This window comes from Oceanobacillus sp. FSL K6-0127, from assembly GCF_037983385.1.
Classification (GTDB): Bacteria; Bacillota; Bacilli; order Bacillales; family Amphibacillaceae; genus Oceanobacillus; species Oceanobacillus profundus.
In genome coordinates this window covers 2,537,412-2,558,236 of sequence record NZ_CP150287.1, presented here as the reverse complement: position 1 = coordinate 2,558,236, position 20,825 = coordinate 2,537,412, and the positions used below count along the sequence as shown (strand labels likewise).

Genomic DNA, 20,825 nt, shown 5'->3' with positions numbered 1-20,825 from the left:
TTTAACCCTTTAACTCCTCAAGTCTTGCTTTCACTTTTGCTTGTTTATCAAGATAATCTGCTTCTTTTTGCTTTTCTTCCTCCACAACTGCGGCTGGTGCTTTGCTAACGAATCCTTGATTGGAAAGCTTCTTCTGAACCCGCTCCACTTCTTTCGTCCATTTTGTAAGCTCTTTCTCTAACCGTTCAATTTCCTTATCGAAATCAATCAGCCCTTCTAAAGGAAGGAATATTTCAGCGCCAGTTACGACAGAAGCCATCGCTTTTTCTGGAACATCAAGGTTAACAGAAATTGTTAGTTCGCTTGGGTTACAAAAACGCTCTAAATAACCACGATTTCCTTCTAATTCTTGCATTACGGCTTCATTTTCAGCTTGGATTAGCATTTGAATTTGCTTCGACATCGGTGTATCTACCTCTGCACGGCTATTACGAACCGATTTTATGATTGCTACGAGCCGTTTCATTTCAGCAGCTGCTGTTTCATCATGATACTTCTCTTCAACTACTGGCCAATTTGCTATCGTAATTGAGTCCCCTTGATGTGGAAGCTGCTGCCAGATTTCTTCTGTAATAAATGGCATATATGGGTGCAGCATCCGCATTGTCTGATCAAGAACGTGTGCAAGTACAGATCTGGTTGTGTTTTTCTTCGCTTCATCGTCACCATATAATGGAAGTTTTGCCATTTCAATATACCAATCACAAAGCTCATCCCAAATAAAGTTATATAAATGACGACCAGCTTCACCAAACTCATATTTCGCTGTGTTTTTCGTCACATGATCAATCGTTTCATTTAAACGCGTTAAAATCCATTTATCTGCTAGTGTTAGCTCTCCAGTTAAATCAATATCTTCATAGGTGAAGCCTTCCATGTTCATTAAGGAGAAGCGAGATGCATTCCATACTTTATTCGCAAAGTTCCACGTTGACTCCACTTTTTCCCAATGGAAGCGTAAATCTTGACCAGGTGTTGATCCAGTTAACAAGAAATAACGTAATGAATCGGCACCATATTTCTCAATAACATCCATCGGGTCAACACCATTTCCTAGTGACTTACTCATTTTCCGACCTTCTGCATCGCGGATTAATCCATGAATAAGTACATCCTTGAACGGTTTTTCACCAGTAAATTCCTTCGATTGGAAAATCATCCGCGCTACCCAGAAAAAGATAATGTCATAACCTGTTACAAGTACATCGGTTGGGAAGTAGCGTTTAAACTCTGCAGATTCTTCATTCGGCCAGCCCATCGTTGAAAATGGCCATAATGCAGAGGAGAACCATGTATCCAGTACATCTTCGTCCTGCTCCCAATTTTCGATGTCAGCCGGTGCTTCTTTTCCAACATATATTTCTTTTGTTTCTTTATGGTACCAAGCTGGAATGCGATGTCCCCACCAAAGCTGACGAGAAATACACCAATCACGGATATTTTCCATCCAGTTAAAGTACGTACGCTCAAAGCGTTCTGGTACAAAATTAACTTTACCTTCTTCATGTTGTAAATCCAGCGCCTCTTTAGCCAATGGTTCCATTTTAACGAACCATTGTGTTGACAAGTATGGCTCAACAACTGCACCACTGCGCTCCGAGTGTCCAACTTGATGGATATGGTCCTCAATTTCAAATAGAACGCCCTGTTCCTGCAAATCTTTCACTATTTGCTTACGGCATTCAAAACGATCCAACCCTTGATATTTACCGGCGTTCTCATTCATGGAGCCATCTTCATGCATAACGAGAACGCGTTCTAGATTATGACGGTTACCAATTTCAAAGTCATTCGGGTCATGGGCCGGTGTAATTTTAACCGCTCCTGAGCCAAATTCCATATCTACATAATCGTCTGCAACAATTTCAATTTCACGACCAACTATTGGCAACACTACTTTTTTGCCGATTAAATGCTTATAACGCTCATCTTTCGGATGTACAGCAACTGCGGTGTCACCAAGCATTGTTTCTGGACGTGTTGTCGCAATTTCAATTGTTTCATCACTATCTTTAATTGGATAACGCATATGATAAAACTTACCTTGGACCTCTTCATAAATTACTTCAATATCGGATAGGGCAGTTTTTGTTTGCGGATCCCAGTTAATAATGTATTCTCCACGATAAATAAGACCCTTTTCATATAGTTTAATGAATACTTCCTTTACCGCATCAGACAAACCTTCATCCAGCGTAAAACGCTCACGTGAATAGTCCAGTCCTAGACCTAGCTTTTCCCATTGAGAACGGATAAAGTCTGCATATTCTTCTTTCCACTCCCAAGATTTTTCCAGGAATTTCTCACGTCCTAATTCATAACGATTTGTTCCTTGCTCCTTTAATTTCGCTTCTACCTTCGCCTGTGTTGCGATTCCAGCATGGTCCATACCGGGTAACCATAATACATCATAGCCCTGCATACGCTTCATGCGAGAAATAGTATCCTGCATTGTTGTATCCCATGCATGACCTAAATGCAGCTTACCTGTAACGTTTGGTGGCGGAATAACAATCGAGAATGGCTCCTTATCTGGATCACCAGTAGCTTCAAAATATTTCCCTTCTAACCAAAATTGATAACGACCTTTTTCCACTTCCTCCGGATTGTATTTCGACGGAAGGGACGTTTGTTCATTTGTGCTCATTGCTTTACCTCCTATTTTTAACAGTCACTAAAAATCAAAAAACCCTTTTCATCCTTAAAAATAAAGGACGAAAAGGGTTAGATTCCGTGGTACCACCTTTGTTTACAAACCAAAATTGTTTGTACACTTCATTGATTGATAACGGTCAATACCGGCTTCTTCTACTTTAAATTTTAATTTCAAAGAAACTGCATCAAGGGCGACCTTCCAAAACAATCTACCTAGGAAATTTTCAGCTCATGATTTCCCTCTCTAAAGGCGTTTATTTTGTACTCTTCCCTATCATCGCGTTTACGTTATAATTTCACATAATTATATATATTATTTTATAGCTTACTTAGAGTATCGTCAACTATTATTATTGTTATCCGCACCAATTTGGTGTATTCATACATAGTATAGAAAAAGAGCGTAAATGTGCTTAGAAAGGAAAGAGGTGCTACCTGTGGCAAGATTTTATCGTTACAAACTTCCACCATGGGCAAGACAATGCCTTTTTGTCTTCGAGAGAATTCTTTTACCGATCACGATATTCCAGTTAATCCGCACGTTGTTAATCCCAACGACTTTTGATGTGCTTTTATTAGGTGTATTAATTGGACTATTAATCGCTTTTTATTTGGAATGGATTTAATTTGACAGATCATCAAAATTTATTGTTTCATATTCTTCTTTTATAAAATCTGTCCATTTTAATGCAAAAATAAGCTTGCGATATTGTTTCTGTAATGCACTGACTTGATAAGTCAGTGGTTTTTCTTTTGTACTTTTCACATAATCTCGGATGATCGTCATATAATCAGCTGGATTAAGTAAATAAATGGATAGTAATTTCATATCAAACATTTCAAGATCATACTTTCGTTTATATACTTTGAAACCTTCCATTATTAACTCATTTGGTTGATCGTATTCACCGGTTAACTGATGGAAGTAGTTTGTTAAATCCACTGCGACATGATCATAACGCGCTTGCTCCCAATTAATAATATGGTTGTTCAAAACATGATCAAGCGCGAGATTTCCATGGCAAAGGGAAAGATTCCATGTTATTTCTTCTTCTGACTGATCAAGAAATTCACTTACCTCTCCATTTATCCGGTTTAATGCAGTTTCTATATCTCGATAATGCGTGCAAACCTGCAATTCAAACGGAGACATGTAGGCTTGTTGTTCAAAGCGAAGCACATAGGAATATAATTCATTTGGAAGCTGCTCACAGAACGTTTGGTATGTATGAAAGTTTTTATTTAAGCTGGATTTTGAAATCCGTTGACTTTGCTGAGTTCTGTCATGGATATGTGCTAATAGTCCCATCGTTCGCTCAATCGATGTTTCACTGCTTGAACGAGGCGCAAAAAGCAGCCAAGGGCTAAGGTAGTAAACGAAACCATCTACATCTTCATATAGCTTGCCATCTTTTGTTAGATAAACGGGCACAATTTCTGACAGATTTTTCTCATTTGCTACATAATAAACATGTTCCCATGCAGCAATATCCTCTTGCTTTAATGTACTTTTCTTTAAGGCATAGTCACGACGACTGTCTTTAATGTGATAGAGACGATCGGTAACCTTTTCGATTTCAGTTGGAAAGATTCGATAAGCCTGCAGTATGTCTTTCACTACTTCCATCATTTATCACCACCTACTAAAGGAGATACCCCCTTGTTTCGTAAGTGTCAGGGGGCATTTTCGATTATTAATTGACAGGTATATACAACAACTGTCCCTCATGGACCTCAAAGTCATCCTCAAGCTGGTTTTGTTTTATCAATTGGAGTGGGCTTACGGAAAATCGTTCAGCAATTGTTTCTATTGTGTCTTGATTTTGTACAATACAAAGTCTCATTTTCGTAAACTGCTCTTCTTTTGCTTCTCTAAAAATATCCGATAATAAACTTGCATCTTCTGGAACACGCTCTTCATAATTATCTGTTTCATTAACTTCAGCTGCAACAATATCCTCTTCAGTGACCAACTCTTCTGTCTCTTCTGCTTCTATATCCGTTGTCTCTGCCTCTTCATCTGACAATTGTTTGAAAAATTCTGCTAATGTTTGTGATTTCTTTTTCCATCGATCTGGATCATGATCTTCTTGTTCCGCTTCTTCTGACCTAATGTCCCCGGTATTCTCCACTGTTTCTGCTGCTTCCTCTGTTTCTTCTACTTGAACGAAATCCTTCTCTTCTCTTGTTTGTATTTCTTCTTTTTCAACAGTTTTTTGTTCATCTAATGGTCCTGCATCAAGCTCTGTCTCCGATAAATCGGTAAGAGCTAGTTCCTCTTCTTGTGGTTTTCTTAATTCAAATTCGAATGAGTCTAATTCAGAGACAGAATTACCCTCCACCACTGTATCTACTTCTTTTTCTTCTGTATCCTTAACTTCCTTCGTTTCTTGACGCTGGTGCTCTACTTCACTATTAATCCCGTGTATTTCAATGGTTGCGTACAACTTTAAGTGACTTGGTTCTGGTATTTCATAATCAAAAGAATCTACATGTACCGTAACCTCATTCAAGTCTGCTACACGATAAGGCGGGACAGAAATTTCTACCGGAAACCGATGAGAAAATGCAGCTAATCCTTCCTCATCTATTACCTTTTCTACATAACGTTTCGCTTGAAAGTCTTCAAAATCCAGTGAGCGATCATCTTGCTCAGACTCTACTTTTTCGTATTCTCCTTGAAGCTCAATATTCCCGCGAATCGAAATATATTCCTCATAGGGCTGGATAGATATTTCAGGTTCTAATGCTATTCCTCTTAACTCCGCAACTTCCTGTCCCTTTTCAAAATAGAGTGATTCCTCTAGATCAAAAGTGAATGCTTTGGAATCGCCTGCCAAATGAATTCCCTCCTCTTTAAAAAACTTGGCATTCGTTAATATCCTTGAGCGAACGCCTTCGCCTGCACTTTTGCAAAAAGGAAAGTTTTATACTTTCTTTTCTGCCAACATATAACCAATATGCCGATATGTCTTTATAATCTATATGAATCCACCTACAGAGATATGCATGAAAAAAGCCATTCCAATCTGGAACAATCCTAATATAAGGATGTCCCCATTGGAATGGCTTATTTTTTCTCAATGTGAACGCCACGTCCAGTCCGCATGTCACTAGCCGGGAGTTTTCACGATTGATTTTTTACTTTTCAATTTTAGAAAAAGCTGTTCGGATTGCTTGGATTGTTTTTTCAATATCTTCATCGGTATGCGCAGTTGATAGGAATAATCCTTCAAATTGCGATGGCGGCAGGAAAATTCCCTCTTCCATCATGGCACGATAATATTGGGCAAAGTAATCCAAGTTTGATTGCTGAGCTGTTTCAAAGTTGATGACTTCTTTATTTGTAAAAAACACACCAAACATTGAACCTGCTCGATTAACATGTAAAGGAATATCATATTCCGCCGCAGCTTGCTTGAATCCTTCTACAAGTCGATCTATTTTCTTGCTTATTTCCTCATATGATTCCTCTGTCAATGCAGATAAGGTTTCATAACCTGCTGTCATTGCAAGTGGATTTCCTGACAAGGTTCCTGCTTGGTAAATGGAACCTGCAGGAGCAATGCTTTCCATAATTTCGCGTTTACCACCATAAGCTCCAACAGGTAATCCCCCACCAATAACCTTACCAAGACAAGTCAGGTCTGGCGTAACATCAAAGTGTCCTTGTGCACAGTGGTAACCAACACGGAATCCAGTCATGACTTCATCAAAAATAAGGAGTGTACCATTTTGCTCTGTGATTTGTCGCAAGTTTTGCAGAAAATCATTTTTAGGTGGTACAACACCCATATTCCCTGATACTGGTTCAACGATAACTGCTGCAATATCTTCCCCGTACTTTTCAAAGGCAAGTTTAACACTTTCTACATCGTTATATGGAACCGTAATCGTATTCTGAGCAATGGACGCTGGAACTCCCGGGCTATCTGGTAATCCAAGTGTTGCAACACCTGAGCCAGCTTTAATTAATAACGAATCTCCATGCCCATGGTAGTTCCCTTCAAATTTAAGAATAATATTTCTGCCGGTATACCCTCTAGCAAGACGAATCGCACTCATTGTTGCTTCCGTTCCTGAGTTTACCATTCGAACCATTTCAATTGATGGAACACGATCAATCACTAATTTCGCTAGCTTGTTTTCAAGCAGCGTCGGTGCACCAAAGCTTGTCCCTTTTTCAGCGACTTCCTTTAGCTTTGTTACAACATGGTCGGGAGCATGGCCTAAAATTAATGGCCCCCAGCTTAACACATAATCAATATATTCATTGCCATCAATGTCATAAATCTTAGATCCTTTACCAGACTCCATGAATACTGGTGACATGCCAACAGACTTAAATGCACGTACAGGAGAGTTCACCCCGCCCGGCATTAAATCAACTGCTTCTTTGTACGCATCTACAGATTGATTATATCTTACCACTTTAGTCCGCCTCCTCTAGTTATCTTCTTTAAGCCATTTCGCAACATCTTTTGCAAAATAGGTAATAATTAAATCTGCTCCGGCACGTTTCATGGATGTTAGCTTCTCCATTACTAATGCTTTCTCATCAATCCAGCCATTCTGAGCTGCAGCTTTGACCATGGAATATTCACCACTGACATTGTATGCAACTACCGGCAAATTAAAATTGTCACGTACTTCGCGCACAATATCCAGGTATGACATAGCTGGTTTTACAATTAAGAAATCCGCACCTTCCGCGACATCTGATTCCGCTTCTCGAAGGGCTTCCAGTCGATTTGCTGGATCCATTTGATATGTTTTTCGATCACCAAATTGTGGTGTGCTGTCTGCCGCATCACGGAAAGGACCATAGTAAGCTGAAGCATATTTGACAGCATAGGACATAATCGGAATGTGTGAATAACCCGCTTCATCAAGCGCCTGTCGAATAACAGCTACAAATCCATCCATCATATTAGAAGGTGCGATAATATCGGCTCCCGCTTCTGCCTGTGAGACAGCTGTTTTTGCTAAAAGCTGCAAGGATTCATCGTTGTCGACGTCATGATTATGGATAACGCCACAATGACCATGTGAAGTATATTCACAAAGACATGTATCTGCAACAACAAGCAATTCTGGAAATTCCTTTTTAACTAGTCTTGTTGCCTGTTGAATGATACCATCTTCAGCAAAAGCTCCCGTTCCTATCTCATCCTTCTCTGATACTACGCCAAAGAAAATTACTGAACGTATACCGAGTTCAAAAACTTCTTTTACCTCATCAAGCAGCAAATCAAAAGAAAGCTGATAAACTCCAGGCATGGAAGGAACTTCGCTCTTAATATTTTCACCTTCAATAACAAAAATCGGGTAAATAAAATCCTCTGTTCTCAGATGGTGTTCGCGCACCATCGAACGCATCGCATTTGAAGAGCGTAACCGTCGATGACGTTTAAAATTGATTGATTGTGACATCGTAATCTATCCTTTCTTTATGTAGTTACATATCGTTTCCAGCATCGCTTCAATTGTAAATTCCTCAGGCGGTGTGATAGATTGGATTCCGAGTTCAGTCGCACGCTGCTCGGTTGTTGTTCCAATACAAATATAGTTTTTCTTTGGAATCGTATCAACCATTTTGACAAACGCCTCAACTGTTGAAGGACTTGTAAAAGTAATAAAATCGATCAAGTCTTCCGTTAACAGTTCGTTTAATCGACCTTTCATTGCATAATTATATCCTGTTTCATAAACCTCCAACAAAACATGTGGCACGTTGTGCTTTGTAAATTCCACTGGAAGCGTATCACGCGAAAGATTCCCTCGAACCAGCAAAATTTTTCCCGCCTTAGGGAACTGCTGCAGAAACTCCTCTGCCATTGCCTCAGCATGATATGTTGTCGGAATAAACTCCGCTTGATAGCCATATTTTTTAAGTGCTAAATCTGTCTTATGACCAACAGCAGCTAATCGTTGCCCTTGAAGCTGTTTCATATTATATTTCTTCGCAAGGGTAAAAAAACAATGGACCCCATTTGCACTTGTAAAAAAAATCCACTTGAATTCACCCATTTTGGAAAAGATGTGCTGGGATGCTTCTGTATCTTTACATGAAATCGCAAGCAAAGGAACCTCAATCGGTATACCACCAAGCTCTCGTACCTTTTTCGAGAATTCTTTTGCTTGGCTTGCTTCTCTCGTTATTAGAATTTTGCTTTCATGTAAGGTTTGCTCCATTACTTGTCGAGCTCCTCTTTTACGCGATTTACAATTTCCTTAGCACCCTGGCTGATTAAAGCCTCCGCAGCTTCTTTTCCAACAGCTTTCGGATCTGTTCCTCGCACCGTTTCTTTTAAAATCGTTTTACCGTCTGGTGTTCCTACGAGTGCTGTTAATATGACTTCACCTTCTTCCAGGTAGGCATAGCCTCCAATAGGCACTTGACAGCCACCCTCGAGTAAATGTAGAAACGTTCGTTCAGCAGTAACCGTTCTCGTTGTCAAATCATCATTAATAGCTTGCAGGATTCCCTGAATCTCTTCGTCATCTGCTCGACTTTCAATTGCGAGCGCCCCTTGTCCAACAGCTGGAACAACGATTTCCGGATCAAGGTATTCTGTAATCAACTCTTCACTTAAACCAACACGTTTCAATCCAGATACAGCAAGAATAATCGCGTCATAGTCTTCTTCGTTCAGTTTGCGAAGTCTCGTTTCAATATTTCCTCGGATCCACTTGATCGAAATATCTGGACGCTCTGCAAGAATTTGGGCTGAGCGACGTAAGCTACTTGTACCTATTATTGCGCCTTTTGGTAGATCAGTTAGCTTCACATTGTTTTTAGAAATAAAAGCATCTCGATGATCTTCTCTTATCGGGATTGATGAAATCATTAAGCCTTCCGGTAACTCTGATGGCATGTCCTTCATGCTATGTACTGCTAAATCAATTTCTTTATCATACATAGCTTGCTCAATCTCTTTGACAAAAAGACCCTTTCCACCTACTTTGGATAATGTTACATCCAAAATTCGATCACCTTTTGTAACAATTTCCTTGATTTCAAATTCATTTTTAACACCAGCTGCCTTCAACTGATCAATCACCCATTTTGTCTGTGTTAAAGCTAAATTACTTTTTCTTGAACCAACGATAATTTTCCGCATTCGTTGTGTACCTCCTTAACATTTCTTGTTCTTTAAAAGTGAAAATTCGATAACGTGCTGAATAGAAAGAAATTCACTAACAATATTAAAAATGCTCCAGTATTGTAGGTTGCTAACGGCTTTCCAACATATCCTACAACGAGGCGCAAAACCAAATATCCGACATACACAATTAGAACAAGCAGTGAGCCAATTGTTTTCATGTCAAACCAATAAAATTCAGAGGCAGAGAAATAAGCCCAAACTACCCCTAAAATAATCGCAATTAATAATAGCGGTACCCCAATCGAGATGGCTATAAAACTATAACGATCCAATTGCTTCAAATCTCCTAATTGCCACATCCATTTTAACCCTTTTTTCCTTTTTAGGAAACGATATTGAATTAAATACATAATAGAGAGTAAAAATGCAACCGTAAAGAAACCATAGGAAACAATTGCAAGCGTAATATGTGCAATTAATATTTCATGGACAAATTGAATCGAGTCATTCAATTGGTTATGCGTGGTGCTCGCAGCAAAATATAATAATAATATAAAAAAGCCGAATACTTGAATGAAAAACACAATAAACCGGATTTTGAAAAGCTTATTGATGATTATGGATAGTGTAATCAATACCCAAGAATAGAAAAATAGACTATCCACTAGATTCGTAACAGGAAAGCCTTTCTCACCAAATACTTCATAAAAGAAAAAAACGGTTTGCAATAACCAAACCATACAAATCAACCAGAAAGCAATTTTATTTGCTTTCCGGTTGTGATGTATAAAATCGATAAAAAAACCAATTAAACTAAGGCTAAATAGAATCAAAATTATTTCGTAGATCCACTTCATCTCATGTAATAATCCTTTCTGCGAAGATAGAATTGTTTATAATTTTGAAGGATTAACGTCCACGAAGCATAAAATCCCTATACAACCGCCAGAACGATTGCTATGATTTTCTACGCCGTTGTAAACTTATTTTGAGCCGAAAAGGAGGACTTCTCTTCTTTTGATATTAACTCCATTGTTTCATTTTTTTTTGCCTGTTTTTCAAATTCTGCTTTTACTTCTTCTTCAATACCAAAAATATCGATGAATAACTGTAAGGACTGATCGGCATTATCGGTTCCTGCAAGCTCTTTCGCCTGTGTTACAGGTTCTTTCAGCAGCTGATTAATAATACTTTTTGTATGCTTGCTGATTACTTTCTTTTCTCTCACCGTCAAATCCGGGATTTTTCTTTCGATACTTTTCATTGTTTCAGATTGAATAGATAGCGCCTTTTGACGTAGAGCCGAAATAACCGGAACAACACCAAGCGTTTTCAGCCATTCCTTGAACAGCACGATTTCTTCTTCCATCAAAATTTCAATTTGTTCTGCAGCTGCTTTTCTTGTTTCTAAATTTTCATCCACTATATGATTTAAATTATCAATGTCATATAAAAAGACATTGTCTAAATTGCTAATGTCTGGATCAATATCTCTAGGTACAGCAATGTCCACAAGGAACAAAGCTTTTCCCTTACGCTTTTTCTGAATTGGTTCAAGCATGTCTTTCGTTAGTACGATTGAATCTGACCCTGTAGAACTAATTAAAATATCCGCTTCTTGGATAACAGGTAATAAATTATCCATACTCTCTGCTTTGGCTTGGAATTTCGCAGCTAAGTCTTTAGCGTTTGCTAATGTACGATTAATAACAGTTATTTTAGTTGCTCCAGACCCTTGCAGGTTCTTAGCGGCAAGTTCGCCCATTTTACCGGCTCCAAGAATAGCTACGTGCTTATTTTGTAAGTCTCCAAATATTTTTTTAGCCAGTTCGACAGCAGCATAACTAATGGAGACTGCATGTTCACCGATTGCCGTTTCTTTATGAGCGCGTTTCCCAAAAGTGATTGCCTGTTTAAATAATTCATTAAATACAGTTCCAGTTGCTTTCATTTCTTGTGATGTTAAAAATGCCTGTTTCACTTGACCGAGAATTTGGGTTTCTCCCAGTACCATCGAATCAAGACCTGTAGTTACACGGAAAAGATGCTCCATGGCGCCATCATCTTCCGTTATCCGTAAATAGGAGGAGAATTCTTCCTTATCAAGATGGAACCAATCAGCCAAAAATTGTTTAATATAGTAACGGCCAGTATGCAATTGATCAACAACCGCATATATTTCTGTACGGTTACATGTCGAAACGATCACATTTTCCAGAATGCTTTTTCGTTTTTTTAATTCAGTCATCGCCTCGTGAAGCGATTGCTCTGAAAATGTAAGCTTTTCCCTAACTTCTACAGGGGCTGTTTTATAATTGAAGCCAACTTTTAAAATATGCAATTTGTCTACCCCCAAAATAATTTACACGGTTTAAATCCTAGTTCAAAAAGGAGGATAAAAAAGACCGAGAAGTTCGAAGCGGCGTAGCTTCCCGTAACGGGCTTCCACAGGATGTGGTGACTTCTGTGTTGTCCACAGGACGTGGACGGTTTTAACAGAAGTTCATTGAATATCCCTTAATACGTGAGGAACGGAAAAGTAAGCCAACGAAGAAATTCGATGTGTCATTTTTACCGGACTTGTTGAATTTCCTTAATAAACGATTGTATATGCTATATAATAACTCACCTACCATTATAACATGCATTCCCTTTTCCATTTTCTGAAATTGTGAACAGAAAAGGAAACAATATGTTAGTATAGAAAGGTATTAAAGAAATGTTTCTTTCAAAATATAGCATTAAAATAGTTTCTACATAATAATTATTATAACTAGTGTGTACTTTACCATACTGCACACAGATAATCAAGAATTCAACACAGGTGTAGAGGGGTTTTATGAAAGTGAAAAAACAACATTCATTGCTTGCTTATTTACTAATTGGTATCGGGATTTATTTTCTGCTTCGCGAATTAAAAATACCTATCTTAACAAATTTTTATTCATGGCAAACCTTACTTATTATTATAGGTCTTGCATTATTGATTCATGGATACAGCTCAAAATATTACCAAAATTTACTGGCAGGTACAATTGTACTTGGAATTGGCATTCATTTACATGGTGTCCAGCACTATTCCTTTTGGATTGATCATTGGGCTGTTTACATACTGATTGTCGGGATTGCCTTTCTTGTCCGATTTATTAAAACAAAGAAAGGGTTATTTACTGGTCTAATTCTTATCACGCTAGCTGTATTTTTAATTTTTTCTGTCAATCTACCAATCTATTTTGATTGGCTGTATACTGTTATCGATTTATTGGAACGCTTTTGGCCAGTACTCCTAATTATAATCGGCTTTTTCTTATTAAAACGTAAATAAAAAATCCCGGGGATTGAAGAGACCCCGGGATTTTTTACAATACAGAACTCAGAAAATCCCGAGTTCGCTGTTCTTTCGGCTTATTAAAAATTTCATCTGGATGACCATACTCTACAATTCTTCCTTCATGCATATATACCAACCAATCCGCAACTTCACGAGCGAACCCCATTTCATGTGTCACCACAACCATCGTCATGCCCTCTTCTGCCAATCCCTTCATCGTTGCAAGCACTTCATTGACAAGCTCTGGGTCAAGCGCTGAAGTTGGTTCATCAAAAAGCATCACATCGGGATTCATCGCTAACGCACGTGCAATGGCTACACGCTGTTTTTGCCCACCGGATAATTTAGATGGATACACATCATATTTATCTCCTAGTCCGACCTTATCAAGCAATATCTTTCCTTCTTTTATTGCTTCGCTTTTTTTCACACCTTTAACTTGTGTCGGTGCTTCAATTACGTTTTCAAGCACTGTCATATGAGGAAATAAATTAAAATGCTGGAATACCATCCCAACTTTTTGCCTGATTTTATTTAAGTCATGTGATTTTTTTTCAATTTGTTCTCCATCAATAGTAATACTTCCGCTATTTTTTATTTCTAAAAAGTTAAGGCAGCGCAGCAACGTACTCTTACCAGAACCACTAGCTCCAATTAATACAACAACATCGCTTTCTTTTACAGTTAGATCGATATCCTTTAAAACATGCAGTTCACCAAATGACTTGTTTAACTGCTCTACACGAATCATTTCTCTTTCTTCACTCATTTAGGTTCCCCTCTTTCTTAATCACTAACTGCTAATCGTTTTTCGATCTTATTCACGATAAACGTCAATACAAGTACGATTAGTAAATAATAAACGGCTACCGTCATGTAGTAAGGCAAATAGTCAAAGGTGTTCGAGCCCATTGTGCTTGCTACACCAAATAAATCTTGCATGCCAATAAAGGAAACTAAGGATGAATCCTTAATTCCAATAATAAATTGATTTCCCAATGATGGAACCGCTCTTCGGAATGCCTGCGGCAAAATAATTCGTTTCATCGTCAAACCTTTATTCATCCCAAGTGATAAACCTGCTTCTCGCTGACCTTTATCTATTGATTGGATGGCTCCGCGAATAATCTCCGCAATATAAGCTCCACTATGAAAAGCTAATCCTGCAGCACCAGCCCAGAACATCGGAATTAATAAAATATCTGTTAAACCATAATATAGGATAAAAATTTGTACGATTAATGGTGTTCCACGAACAATCCATATGTAAGCGTCGGCAATCCATTCAAAAATTTTTATGTTTGATATTTTAAGCAATGCTACAAATAATCCAATAACGATGGCAATTAATAAGGATACAACAGATAGCTTCACCGTAATCCATAAACCATCGAGAAATACATCATAACTACCAATGAAAACATCAAAAAAATGCAGTATGTCTTCCAAGTGCTTCAACTCCCCTTTAGATAAGAATGTGCGCATGCTCGGATGCGCACATTCACATGTTTTATTCTTCTATCTCAGGCTCTTCGGTAATGTCACCGCCAATCCATTCTTCAGATAAGGCGGCAAGCTCGCCGCTTTCTCTCATCTCCTCAAGGGCCTCATTTACAGCTTCAAGCAATGCAGTGTTATCCTTTTTTACCGCTACTGCTTGCTCGGCGACATCAAGCTGAAATTTCCCTTCAATTTCTAATCCTGCATCAATGGCTGTAAATCCTGTCACATCATCCGTGATTACGGCATCGTGATGACCACTTGCTAACGATTGAAGAGCAACTACATCGCTATCTACTTGAGGTATGCTTGAAGTATATTGCTCTGCCACTTCAAGATATGTTGTACCTCTGGCCACAGAAATCTCTTTTCCTTCTAAGTCGTCTTCTGTCTGTATATTACTATCAGGTCTAGTATAAATAACCGGTCCGGAATAGTAATAAGGCTCAGAGAAATTTACCTGCTGCAAACGTTCTTCTGTTATTGTATGACTTGCAACTGCGATATCATAACGACCTTCCGTTACTCCAGTAACAATGCCTGAAAATTTTGCCCGCTGGGGATTCGGCTCAAGGCCAAGTTTTTCAGCGATCGCTTCTCCAACAGCTACATCATAACCAACCATATCACTGCCTTCCATATAGCTAAATGGTTTGAATTCACCAGAAGCTGCAAATGTTAACTTGCCATCTTCAACTAAATTATATGCAGCACCATCACCAGGTGCATTTGAATCTCCATTAGCAGATTCGCTATTTCCACAAGCTGCTAGTAAGATCATAGATACCATCAAAAATAACGCAATTTTCAGTTTTTTCATCTTTCTCCACATCCCCTTTTTCATTTAAATAACAGCTATCATCTCTGATCTGTAAGTTGAAATAGTATCAGCCACCACCATTCCACTTTTACCATGTATTAAAGTATAGCAATAATTGAAATAGCACACGAACTGGCTATAATACGATATCCATCAGTATATGTACATTTACAGATCCTACTGCATAATAACTCCCTTCAGCATACATATACCCATCTTTTCTAAAATATACTCCTGTTTTCTAAAAAATCTTTCTAATCAAGAAGTTTTCAAGACTGTCACTAATATGTGGTTGGCAATTCGAGAATGTGCAGCAGAATGTTAATATTCTGTGATCGGTTACTAGGTGTGAGATGCGTTACCAAGGTTGAGGCAATAAGATCTGGATAAAATACGATTGTTTATTTCCTAAATCTGATCGATAATATGACAAAGATAATGAACAATACAGTTCTAGGCTGAACGACAAAAAACCTTGTCAGAGATTAATCCCAGACAAGGTATTTTTTTTCATTAGTTTTTCAAATAATTGGTAATGACAGACCATGATTCGTCCTTCCCTTCACCTGTTTCAGCTGAAAATGGAATGACAATATCATCTGGTGCTACTTCGAATGTTTGTTTTGTTCGTTTTACATGCTGTGCTCGTTTATTCTTTGGTATTTTATCAAGCTTCGTTGCGATGATAATTACTGGAAGCTCATGATATTTAAGAAAATTATACATTTGCAAATCATCTTTTGTTGGTTCATGACGAAGGTCGGTGACAAGGATAGCGGCTTTTAATGTTTCTCTTGTCGTAAAGTACTCCTCCATCATACCTCCCCATTTTTCACGTTCCTTTTTTGAAACCTTCGCATAACCATAGCCCGGTACATCCACGAAATAAAAGGCTTCATTAATCTTATAAAAATTTAAAGTTTGTGTCTTCCCCGGCTTTGATGAAGTACGGGCTAAATTTTTCCGATTAATTAGCTTGTTTATAAATGACGATTTCCCTACATTTGAGCGTCCTGCTAATGCTATTTCTGGTAGCATATCACCTGGATATTGCTTCTTGCTAACGGCACTAATGACGATTTCGGCGTTAGTTACTTTCATTTTTCTCCTCCACGAGTGCGTGCTCAAGTACTTGATCAAGGTGATTCACCGTGATAAAAGTTAAGTCATTTCGAACACTTTCTGGTATATTTTCTATATCTTTTTCATTTTCTTCTGGGATAATCAAGGTTGTTAATCCAGCTCGATGTGCACTCAATGATTTCTCTTTTAAACCTCCAATTGGCAACACACGTCCACGGAGTGTAATTTCCCCAGTCATCCCTACTTCTTTCCTAATTGCCCTGCCTGTTAAAGATGATACAAGAGCTGTTGCTATTGTTATTCCAGCAGACGGTCCATCCTTTGGCGTTGCGCCTGCTGGTACGTGAATATGAATATCATATTTCTCGTAAAAGTTGGACTCTATATTAAATTCCTTTGTTCTGGAACGTACATAGCTAAATGCAGCTTGGGCAGATTCTTGCATTACGCCGCCCAATTTCCCTGTGAGCGTTAATTTGCCTTTACCAGGATAATGGGTTACTTCAATGGAAAGAATATCACCACCTGCAGATGTATATGCTAAGCCTGTTGCTGTTCCTACTTGATCCTCTTGCTCCATTAGGCCATAGCGAAAAACTGGCTTCCCTAGTAAATCTTCCAGGCTTTTTTCGGTTACAATTACTTTTTCCTTTTCCTTGGAAATAATAATTTTGGCTGCTTTTCTGCATAGTTTTGCCAGCTGTCTTTCTAACCCACGAACTCCAGCTTCTCTTGTATATCTGCGAATCAGCTTAAGAATTGCGTTTTCCCGGATTTGTAAATTAGCTTTTTTCAATCCATTTTCCTTCAATTGCTTTGGCAGTAAATGCTGTTTTGCAATATGCAGCTTCTCTACCTCCGTATAACCCGCAATGGAGATAAGCTCCATACGATCCAATAAGGGACCAGGTATACTGTTTACGTTATTTGCAGTAGCAATAAAAAGCACATTAGATAAGTCATAGTTTTCTTCAATAAAATGGTCACTGAACGAACTATTTTGTTCTGGATCCAACACCTCAAGCATCGCAGAAGACGGGTCCCCGCGAAAATCATTTGACATTTTATCGATTTCATCCAGTAAGAATACTGGATTAACCGTTCCAGCTTTCTTCATTCCTTGAATAATACGACCCGGCATTGCTCCAATATAGGTTCTGCGATGTCCGCGTATCTCTGCTTCGTCCCGAACTCCTCCTAATGAAATACGTACGAAATTTCGATTAATCGCCTTGGAGATTGATTTTGCTAAAGAAGTTTTTCCTACTCCCGGAGGTCCTACAAGGCAAAGAATCGGTCCTTTTATTGTATTGGTTAGCTTTTGTACAGCTAAATACTCTAAAATTCGTTCCTTTACTTTTTCGAGACCATAATGATCATGATTTAACACTTTCTCTGCACGTTTAATTTCAATTGTATCTTGTGTTTTTTTTGTCCAAGGTAAGAGAATTAGCCATTCCAAGTAATTACGAATAACAGAGCTTTCAGCAGAACTTTGTGGTACTTTTTCATATCTTCCTAACTCTTTTAAAGCAACCTTCAAGATATGCTCCGGCATATCGGAGTTTTCAATCTTCTCCCTTAATTGATCTACTTCACTCGTTTTGCCGTCTTTATCGCCAAGCTCCTTTTGAATCGCTTTTAGTTGTTCACGAAGATAATATTCCTTTTGTGTTTTTTCCATGGAGTTTTTTACACGTTGTCCAATTTTCTTTTCTAAATCCAAAACCTTTTTTTCGTTGGAGATAACTTTAATGAGATGCTTCATTCGAACAGCCACATTTATCATCTCTAAAATTTGCTGTTTGTCCTTTATTTTCAACGTTAAATGAGATGCGACGAGATCTGCGAGTCTACCTGGTTCCTCGATATCAGAAACCGTTGCATAGGTCTCATCTGTTAACTTCCTGGAAAGCTTTATGTATTGCTTAAATTGCTCAAGCAGGGAACGCATTAACGCTTCTTCTTCATGCTTTTCGCCATGCGTTTCCTCCAAATTTTCGATTTCAACTAAAAATTCATCTTGAGATTCCGTATATCGGAGAATTTCTCCACGCGAAATTCCCTCAACAAGCACACGCATCGTACCATTTGGAAGCTTTAACATCTGTTTTACTTTTGCCAATGTACCAACATTAAAAATATCGCTTGGTTCCGGATCATCTAAGCTCACTTTTTTCTGGGTTGCCAGGAAAATATGCTGATTGTCCATCATTGCCTTTTCCAATGCAGCAATCGATTTATCTCTACCTACGTCCAAGTGTAGAACCATTGACGGAAACACGAGTAGTCCACGTAAAGGAAGGAGGGGGACTTGAATGTTTTCTTTCGTCATTATTTGTACCTCCATAAAATATGTATTTAATTAGTTATCTTAAACCATTCGTGTTAAAAAATTCATTATGTATTTCTTCAGTTTATAGAAAAATCTTCCTCTTGTAAATGGTTTCATTTCTAAATCTGTATTCTATTTATTTCAACGTTATTTACAGGCAATAAAACAAGAATACAAAGGTTATCGTAACTCCCGGAACAGCCACATCCAGCTTCAGCGCCCAACGACTAGCGAGACTTCCCTCACCTCCGTACGATAAGTCAACATCGACTCCCTACGGTCGCCGTGTTTCCTTTATCTCCTACGGCTCAGTCCAGTCCGTACGTCGCTAACCGGACGCTTCCGCTTTTGTGCTTATTATTACCTAAGTTTATAATTATAAACAAAAAGGAGCTGACTGAGTCAGTTCCTTTTAGGCAGTTAAGTAATAGTAAAAAAACTAACTGCATAAGTGCAACTAAGGCACTCCCAAAAATTCTGGCGAATGCCCTAGTTTTTCTAACAATGTAGTACCTGCTCAATCAGCCTCAGCTTATGCACTTTCTTTCGGATGCTTTTCATTTCCTTCTTTAACGGTTCCATCATGGAAAACCAACTTAGGGCTCCCGTTTTCGTCAGTAACTGTTTCTTTCGTAATGATGCATTTTTCCACATCTTCACGAGAAGGCAGATCAAACATTACGTCAACAATAATCCCTTCGATAATGGAGCGTAATCCACGGGCACCTGTTTTGCGCTCAATTGCTTTTTTAGCAATTTCAATAAGTGCATCATCTTCGAATTCTAAATTCACATTATCCATATCAAATAACTTTTGATATTGTTTAACGAGTGCATTTTTCGGCTTAGTTAAAATTTCAATTAGCGCATCCTCGTCCAATGGCGTCAAGCTTCCGATTACTGGAATACGCCCGATAAATTCTGGAATTAAGCCGTAGCGTAATAAATCCTCCGGTAATACTTTGGAAAGCAGCTCACCCATATCCAGATCTTCCTGCTTCTCGTTCGAGCCAAAACCGATTACTTTCTTACCTAGACGACGTTTAATTACTTGGTCAATTCCATCGAATGCTCCACCAACGATAAATAGAATATTTGTCGTATCAATTTGAATAAATTCTTGATGCGGATGCTTACGTCCTCCTTGTGGTGGTACACTTGCAACTGTACCTTCAAGGATTTTCAGCAACGCTTGCTGTACACCCTCACCCGATACATCTCTTGTTATCGAAGGGTTTTCCGATTTACGAGCGACTTTATCTATTTCGTCTATATAAATAATTCCTTTTTCTGCCTTTTCAACATCATAGTCTGCAGACTGAATGAGTTTGAGTAAAATATTCTCGACATCTTCTCCAACATATCCTGCTTCTGTTAATGAAGTCGCATCTGCCATCGCAAACGGAACATTAATAATACGAGCAAGCGTTTGAGCAAGCAATGTTTTACCACTACCTGTTGGTCCAATCATTGCAATATTACTTTTTGATATTTCTACATCATCTGTGCTCTTGGTTGAGTTAATTCGTTTGTAATGATTATATACTGCAACTGCAAGGTTACGTTTCGCTTTATCCTGGCCAATGACATAATCATCAAGAATATTACAGATTTCCTTTGGCTTTGGAATTTCATTCATTTCCATATCCTCGTCTGTACCTAGTTCTTCTTCAACGATTTCTGTACAAAGTTCAATACATTCATCACATATATAAACACCAGGTCCGGCGACTAATTTACGTACTTGTTCTTGACTCTTACCACAAAATGAACATTTCAATTGTCCTTTTTCTTCATTAAATTTAAACATACCATTTCACCCCTAAACGAGCTAAATAAATTCAGCTTTCAACTTTTATAGTCATCATATCAGATACAATTTAAAAAACAAAACAATATACTTTTTCCATCAAGCTAAATACGGTAAATCGACGATTCTATTTTCAAAAACAACAAACTAAAAATAAATTTACCTTGTTTTATCTATTATGG

At 38.3% G+C, this 20,825-nt stretch carries 17 protein-coding genes and 1 other annotated feature; of the genes, 2 read left to right on the top strand and 15 right to left on the bottom strand.

What is annotated here, in order from left to right; translation table 11 throughout:
* Position 1: 1 nt before the first annotated feature.
* Positions 2 to 2,647, bottom strand: a complete 2,646-nt coding sequence (locus tag MHH64_RS12615) for a valine--tRNA ligase (RefSeq protein ID WP_118889083.1) — start codon at positions 2,645 to 2,647, stop codon at positions 2 to 4.
* A 60-nt stretch (positions 2,648 to 2,707) separates the two neighbouring features.
* Positions 2,708 to 2,942: a binding site (T-box leader), on the bottom strand.
* A gap of 150 nt (positions 2,943 to 3,092) precedes the next feature.
* Between MHH64_RS12615 and MHH64_RS12610 the strand changes: the two genes are divergently transcribed.
* A complete protein-coding gene (locus tag MHH64_RS12610; RefSeq protein WP_095307196.1) occupies positions 3,093 to 3,281 on the top strand; it encodes a hypothetical protein in 189 nt (62 codons plus the stop codon).
* Here the strand turns inward: MHH64_RS12610 and MHH64_RS12605 are convergent.
* The 8 genes from MHH64_RS12605 to hemA all read right to left on the bottom strand — a co-directional run bounded on the left by MHH64_RS12605 (position 3,278) and on the right by hemA (position 12,105).
* Entirely contained in the window at positions 3,278 to 4,285 is a 1,008-nt protein-coding gene (locus tag MHH64_RS12605) for a phosphotransferase (RefSeq protein WP_118889082.1), read from the bottom strand. The genes MHH64_RS12610 and MHH64_RS12605 overlap by 4 nt on opposite strands.
* Positions 4,286 to 4,349: 64 nt before the next feature.
* Positions 4,350 to 5,495 carry a stage VI sporulation protein D gene (spoVID, locus tag MHH64_RS12600; RefSeq protein ID WP_118889081.1) on the bottom strand — a complete coding sequence of 382 codons (1,146 nt, stop codon included), beginning with the start codon at positions 5,493 to 5,495 and terminating at the stop codon, positions 4,350 to 4,352.
* Positions 5,496 to 5,796: 301 nt separating this feature from the next.
* Entirely contained in the window at positions 5,797 to 7,086 is a 1,290-nt protein-coding gene (gene hemL, locus MHH64_RS12595) for a glutamate-1-semialdehyde 2,1-aminomutase (protein WP_340001861.1), read from the bottom strand.
* A gap of 15 nt (positions 7,087 to 7,101) precedes the next feature.
* A complete protein-coding gene (gene hemB, locus MHH64_RS12590; RefSeq protein WP_095307201.1) occupies positions 7,102 to 8,088 on the bottom strand; it encodes a porphobilinogen synthase in 987 nt (328 codons plus the stop codon).
* 6 nt (positions 8,089 to 8,094) lie between these two features.
* Positions 8,095 to 8,850: a uroporphyrinogen-III synthase gene (locus MHH64_RS12585; protein ID WP_095307202.1), complete on the bottom strand. Its 756-nt coding sequence runs from the start codon at positions 8,848 to 8,850 to the stop codon at positions 8,095 to 8,097.
* Positions 8,850 to 9,779, bottom strand: coding sequence for a hydroxymethylbilane synthase (hemC, locus tag MHH64_RS12580; protein ID WP_340001860.1), 930 nt, complete (start codon positions 9,777 to 9,779; stop codon positions 8,850 to 8,852). The genes MHH64_RS12585 and hemC overlap by 1 nt, the downstream gene beginning before the upstream one ends.
* Positions 9,780 to 9,811: 32 nt before the next feature.
* Positions 9,812 to 10,621, bottom strand: a complete 810-nt coding sequence (gene ccsA, locus MHH64_RS12575; protein WP_303447372.1) for a cytochrome c biogenesis protein CcsA — start codon at positions 10,619 to 10,621, stop codon at positions 9,812 to 9,814.
* 110 nt (positions 10,622 to 10,731) lie between these two features.
* A complete protein-coding gene (gene hemA / locus MHH64_RS12570; protein WP_303447374.1) occupies positions 10,732 to 12,105 on the bottom strand; it encodes a glutamyl-tRNA reductase in 1,374 nt (457 codons plus the stop codon).
* A 498-nt stretch (positions 12,106 to 12,603) separates the two neighbouring features.
* Between hemA and MHH64_RS12565 the strand changes: the two genes are divergently transcribed.
* Positions 12,604 to 13,089, top strand: coding sequence for a DUF5668 domain-containing protein (locus MHH64_RS12565; protein ID WP_285844516.1), 486 nt, complete (start codon positions 12,604 to 12,606; stop codon positions 13,087 to 13,089).
* Between the two features lie 34 nt (positions 13,090 to 13,123).
* Here MHH64_RS12565 and MHH64_RS12560 read toward each other — a convergent pair whose 3' ends face one another.
* The 6 genes from MHH64_RS12560 to clpX all read right to left on the bottom strand — a co-directional run bounded on the left by MHH64_RS12560 (position 13,124) and on the right by clpX (position 20,643).
* Positions 13,124 to 13,864 carry an amino acid ABC transporter ATP-binding protein gene (locus tag MHH64_RS12560; RefSeq protein WP_303447375.1) on the bottom strand — a complete coding sequence of 247 codons (741 nt, stop codon included), beginning with the start codon at positions 13,862 to 13,864 and terminating at the stop codon, positions 13,124 to 13,126.
* A 17-nt stretch (positions 13,865 to 13,881) separates the two neighbouring features.
* Positions 13,882 to 14,544, bottom strand: a complete 663-nt coding sequence (locus tag MHH64_RS12555; RefSeq protein WP_095307208.1) for an amino acid ABC transporter permease — start codon at positions 14,542 to 14,544, stop codon at positions 13,882 to 13,884.
* Between the two features lie 61 nt (positions 14,545 to 14,605).
* Entirely contained in the window at positions 14,606 to 15,415 is an 810-nt protein-coding gene (locus MHH64_RS12550) for a transporter substrate-binding domain-containing protein (protein WP_340001859.1), read from the bottom strand.
* 513 nt (positions 15,416 to 15,928) lie between these two features.
* Positions 15,929 to 16,516: a ribosome biogenesis GTP-binding protein YihA/YsxC gene (gene yihA, locus MHH64_RS12545; protein ID WP_340001858.1), complete on the bottom strand. Its 588-nt coding sequence runs from the start codon at positions 16,514 to 16,516 to the stop codon at positions 15,929 to 15,931.
* On the bottom strand, positions 16,503 to 18,833 hold the full coding sequence (lon, locus tag MHH64_RS12540) for an endopeptidase La (protein ID WP_303447379.1): 2,331 nt from the start codon (positions 18,831 to 18,833) through the stop codon (positions 16,503 to 16,505). Before lon ends, yihA begins: the two co-directional genes overlap by 14 nt.
* A 532-nt stretch (positions 18,834 to 19,365) precedes the next feature.
* Positions 19,366 to 20,643 (bottom strand): ATP-dependent protease ATP-binding subunit ClpX, encoded by a 1,278-nt coding sequence (gene clpX / locus MHH64_RS12535; RefSeq protein ID WP_118889074.1) that lies wholly within the window; start codon positions 20,641 to 20,643, stop codon positions 19,366 to 19,368.
* Positions 20,644 to 20,825 lie beyond the last annotated feature (182 nt).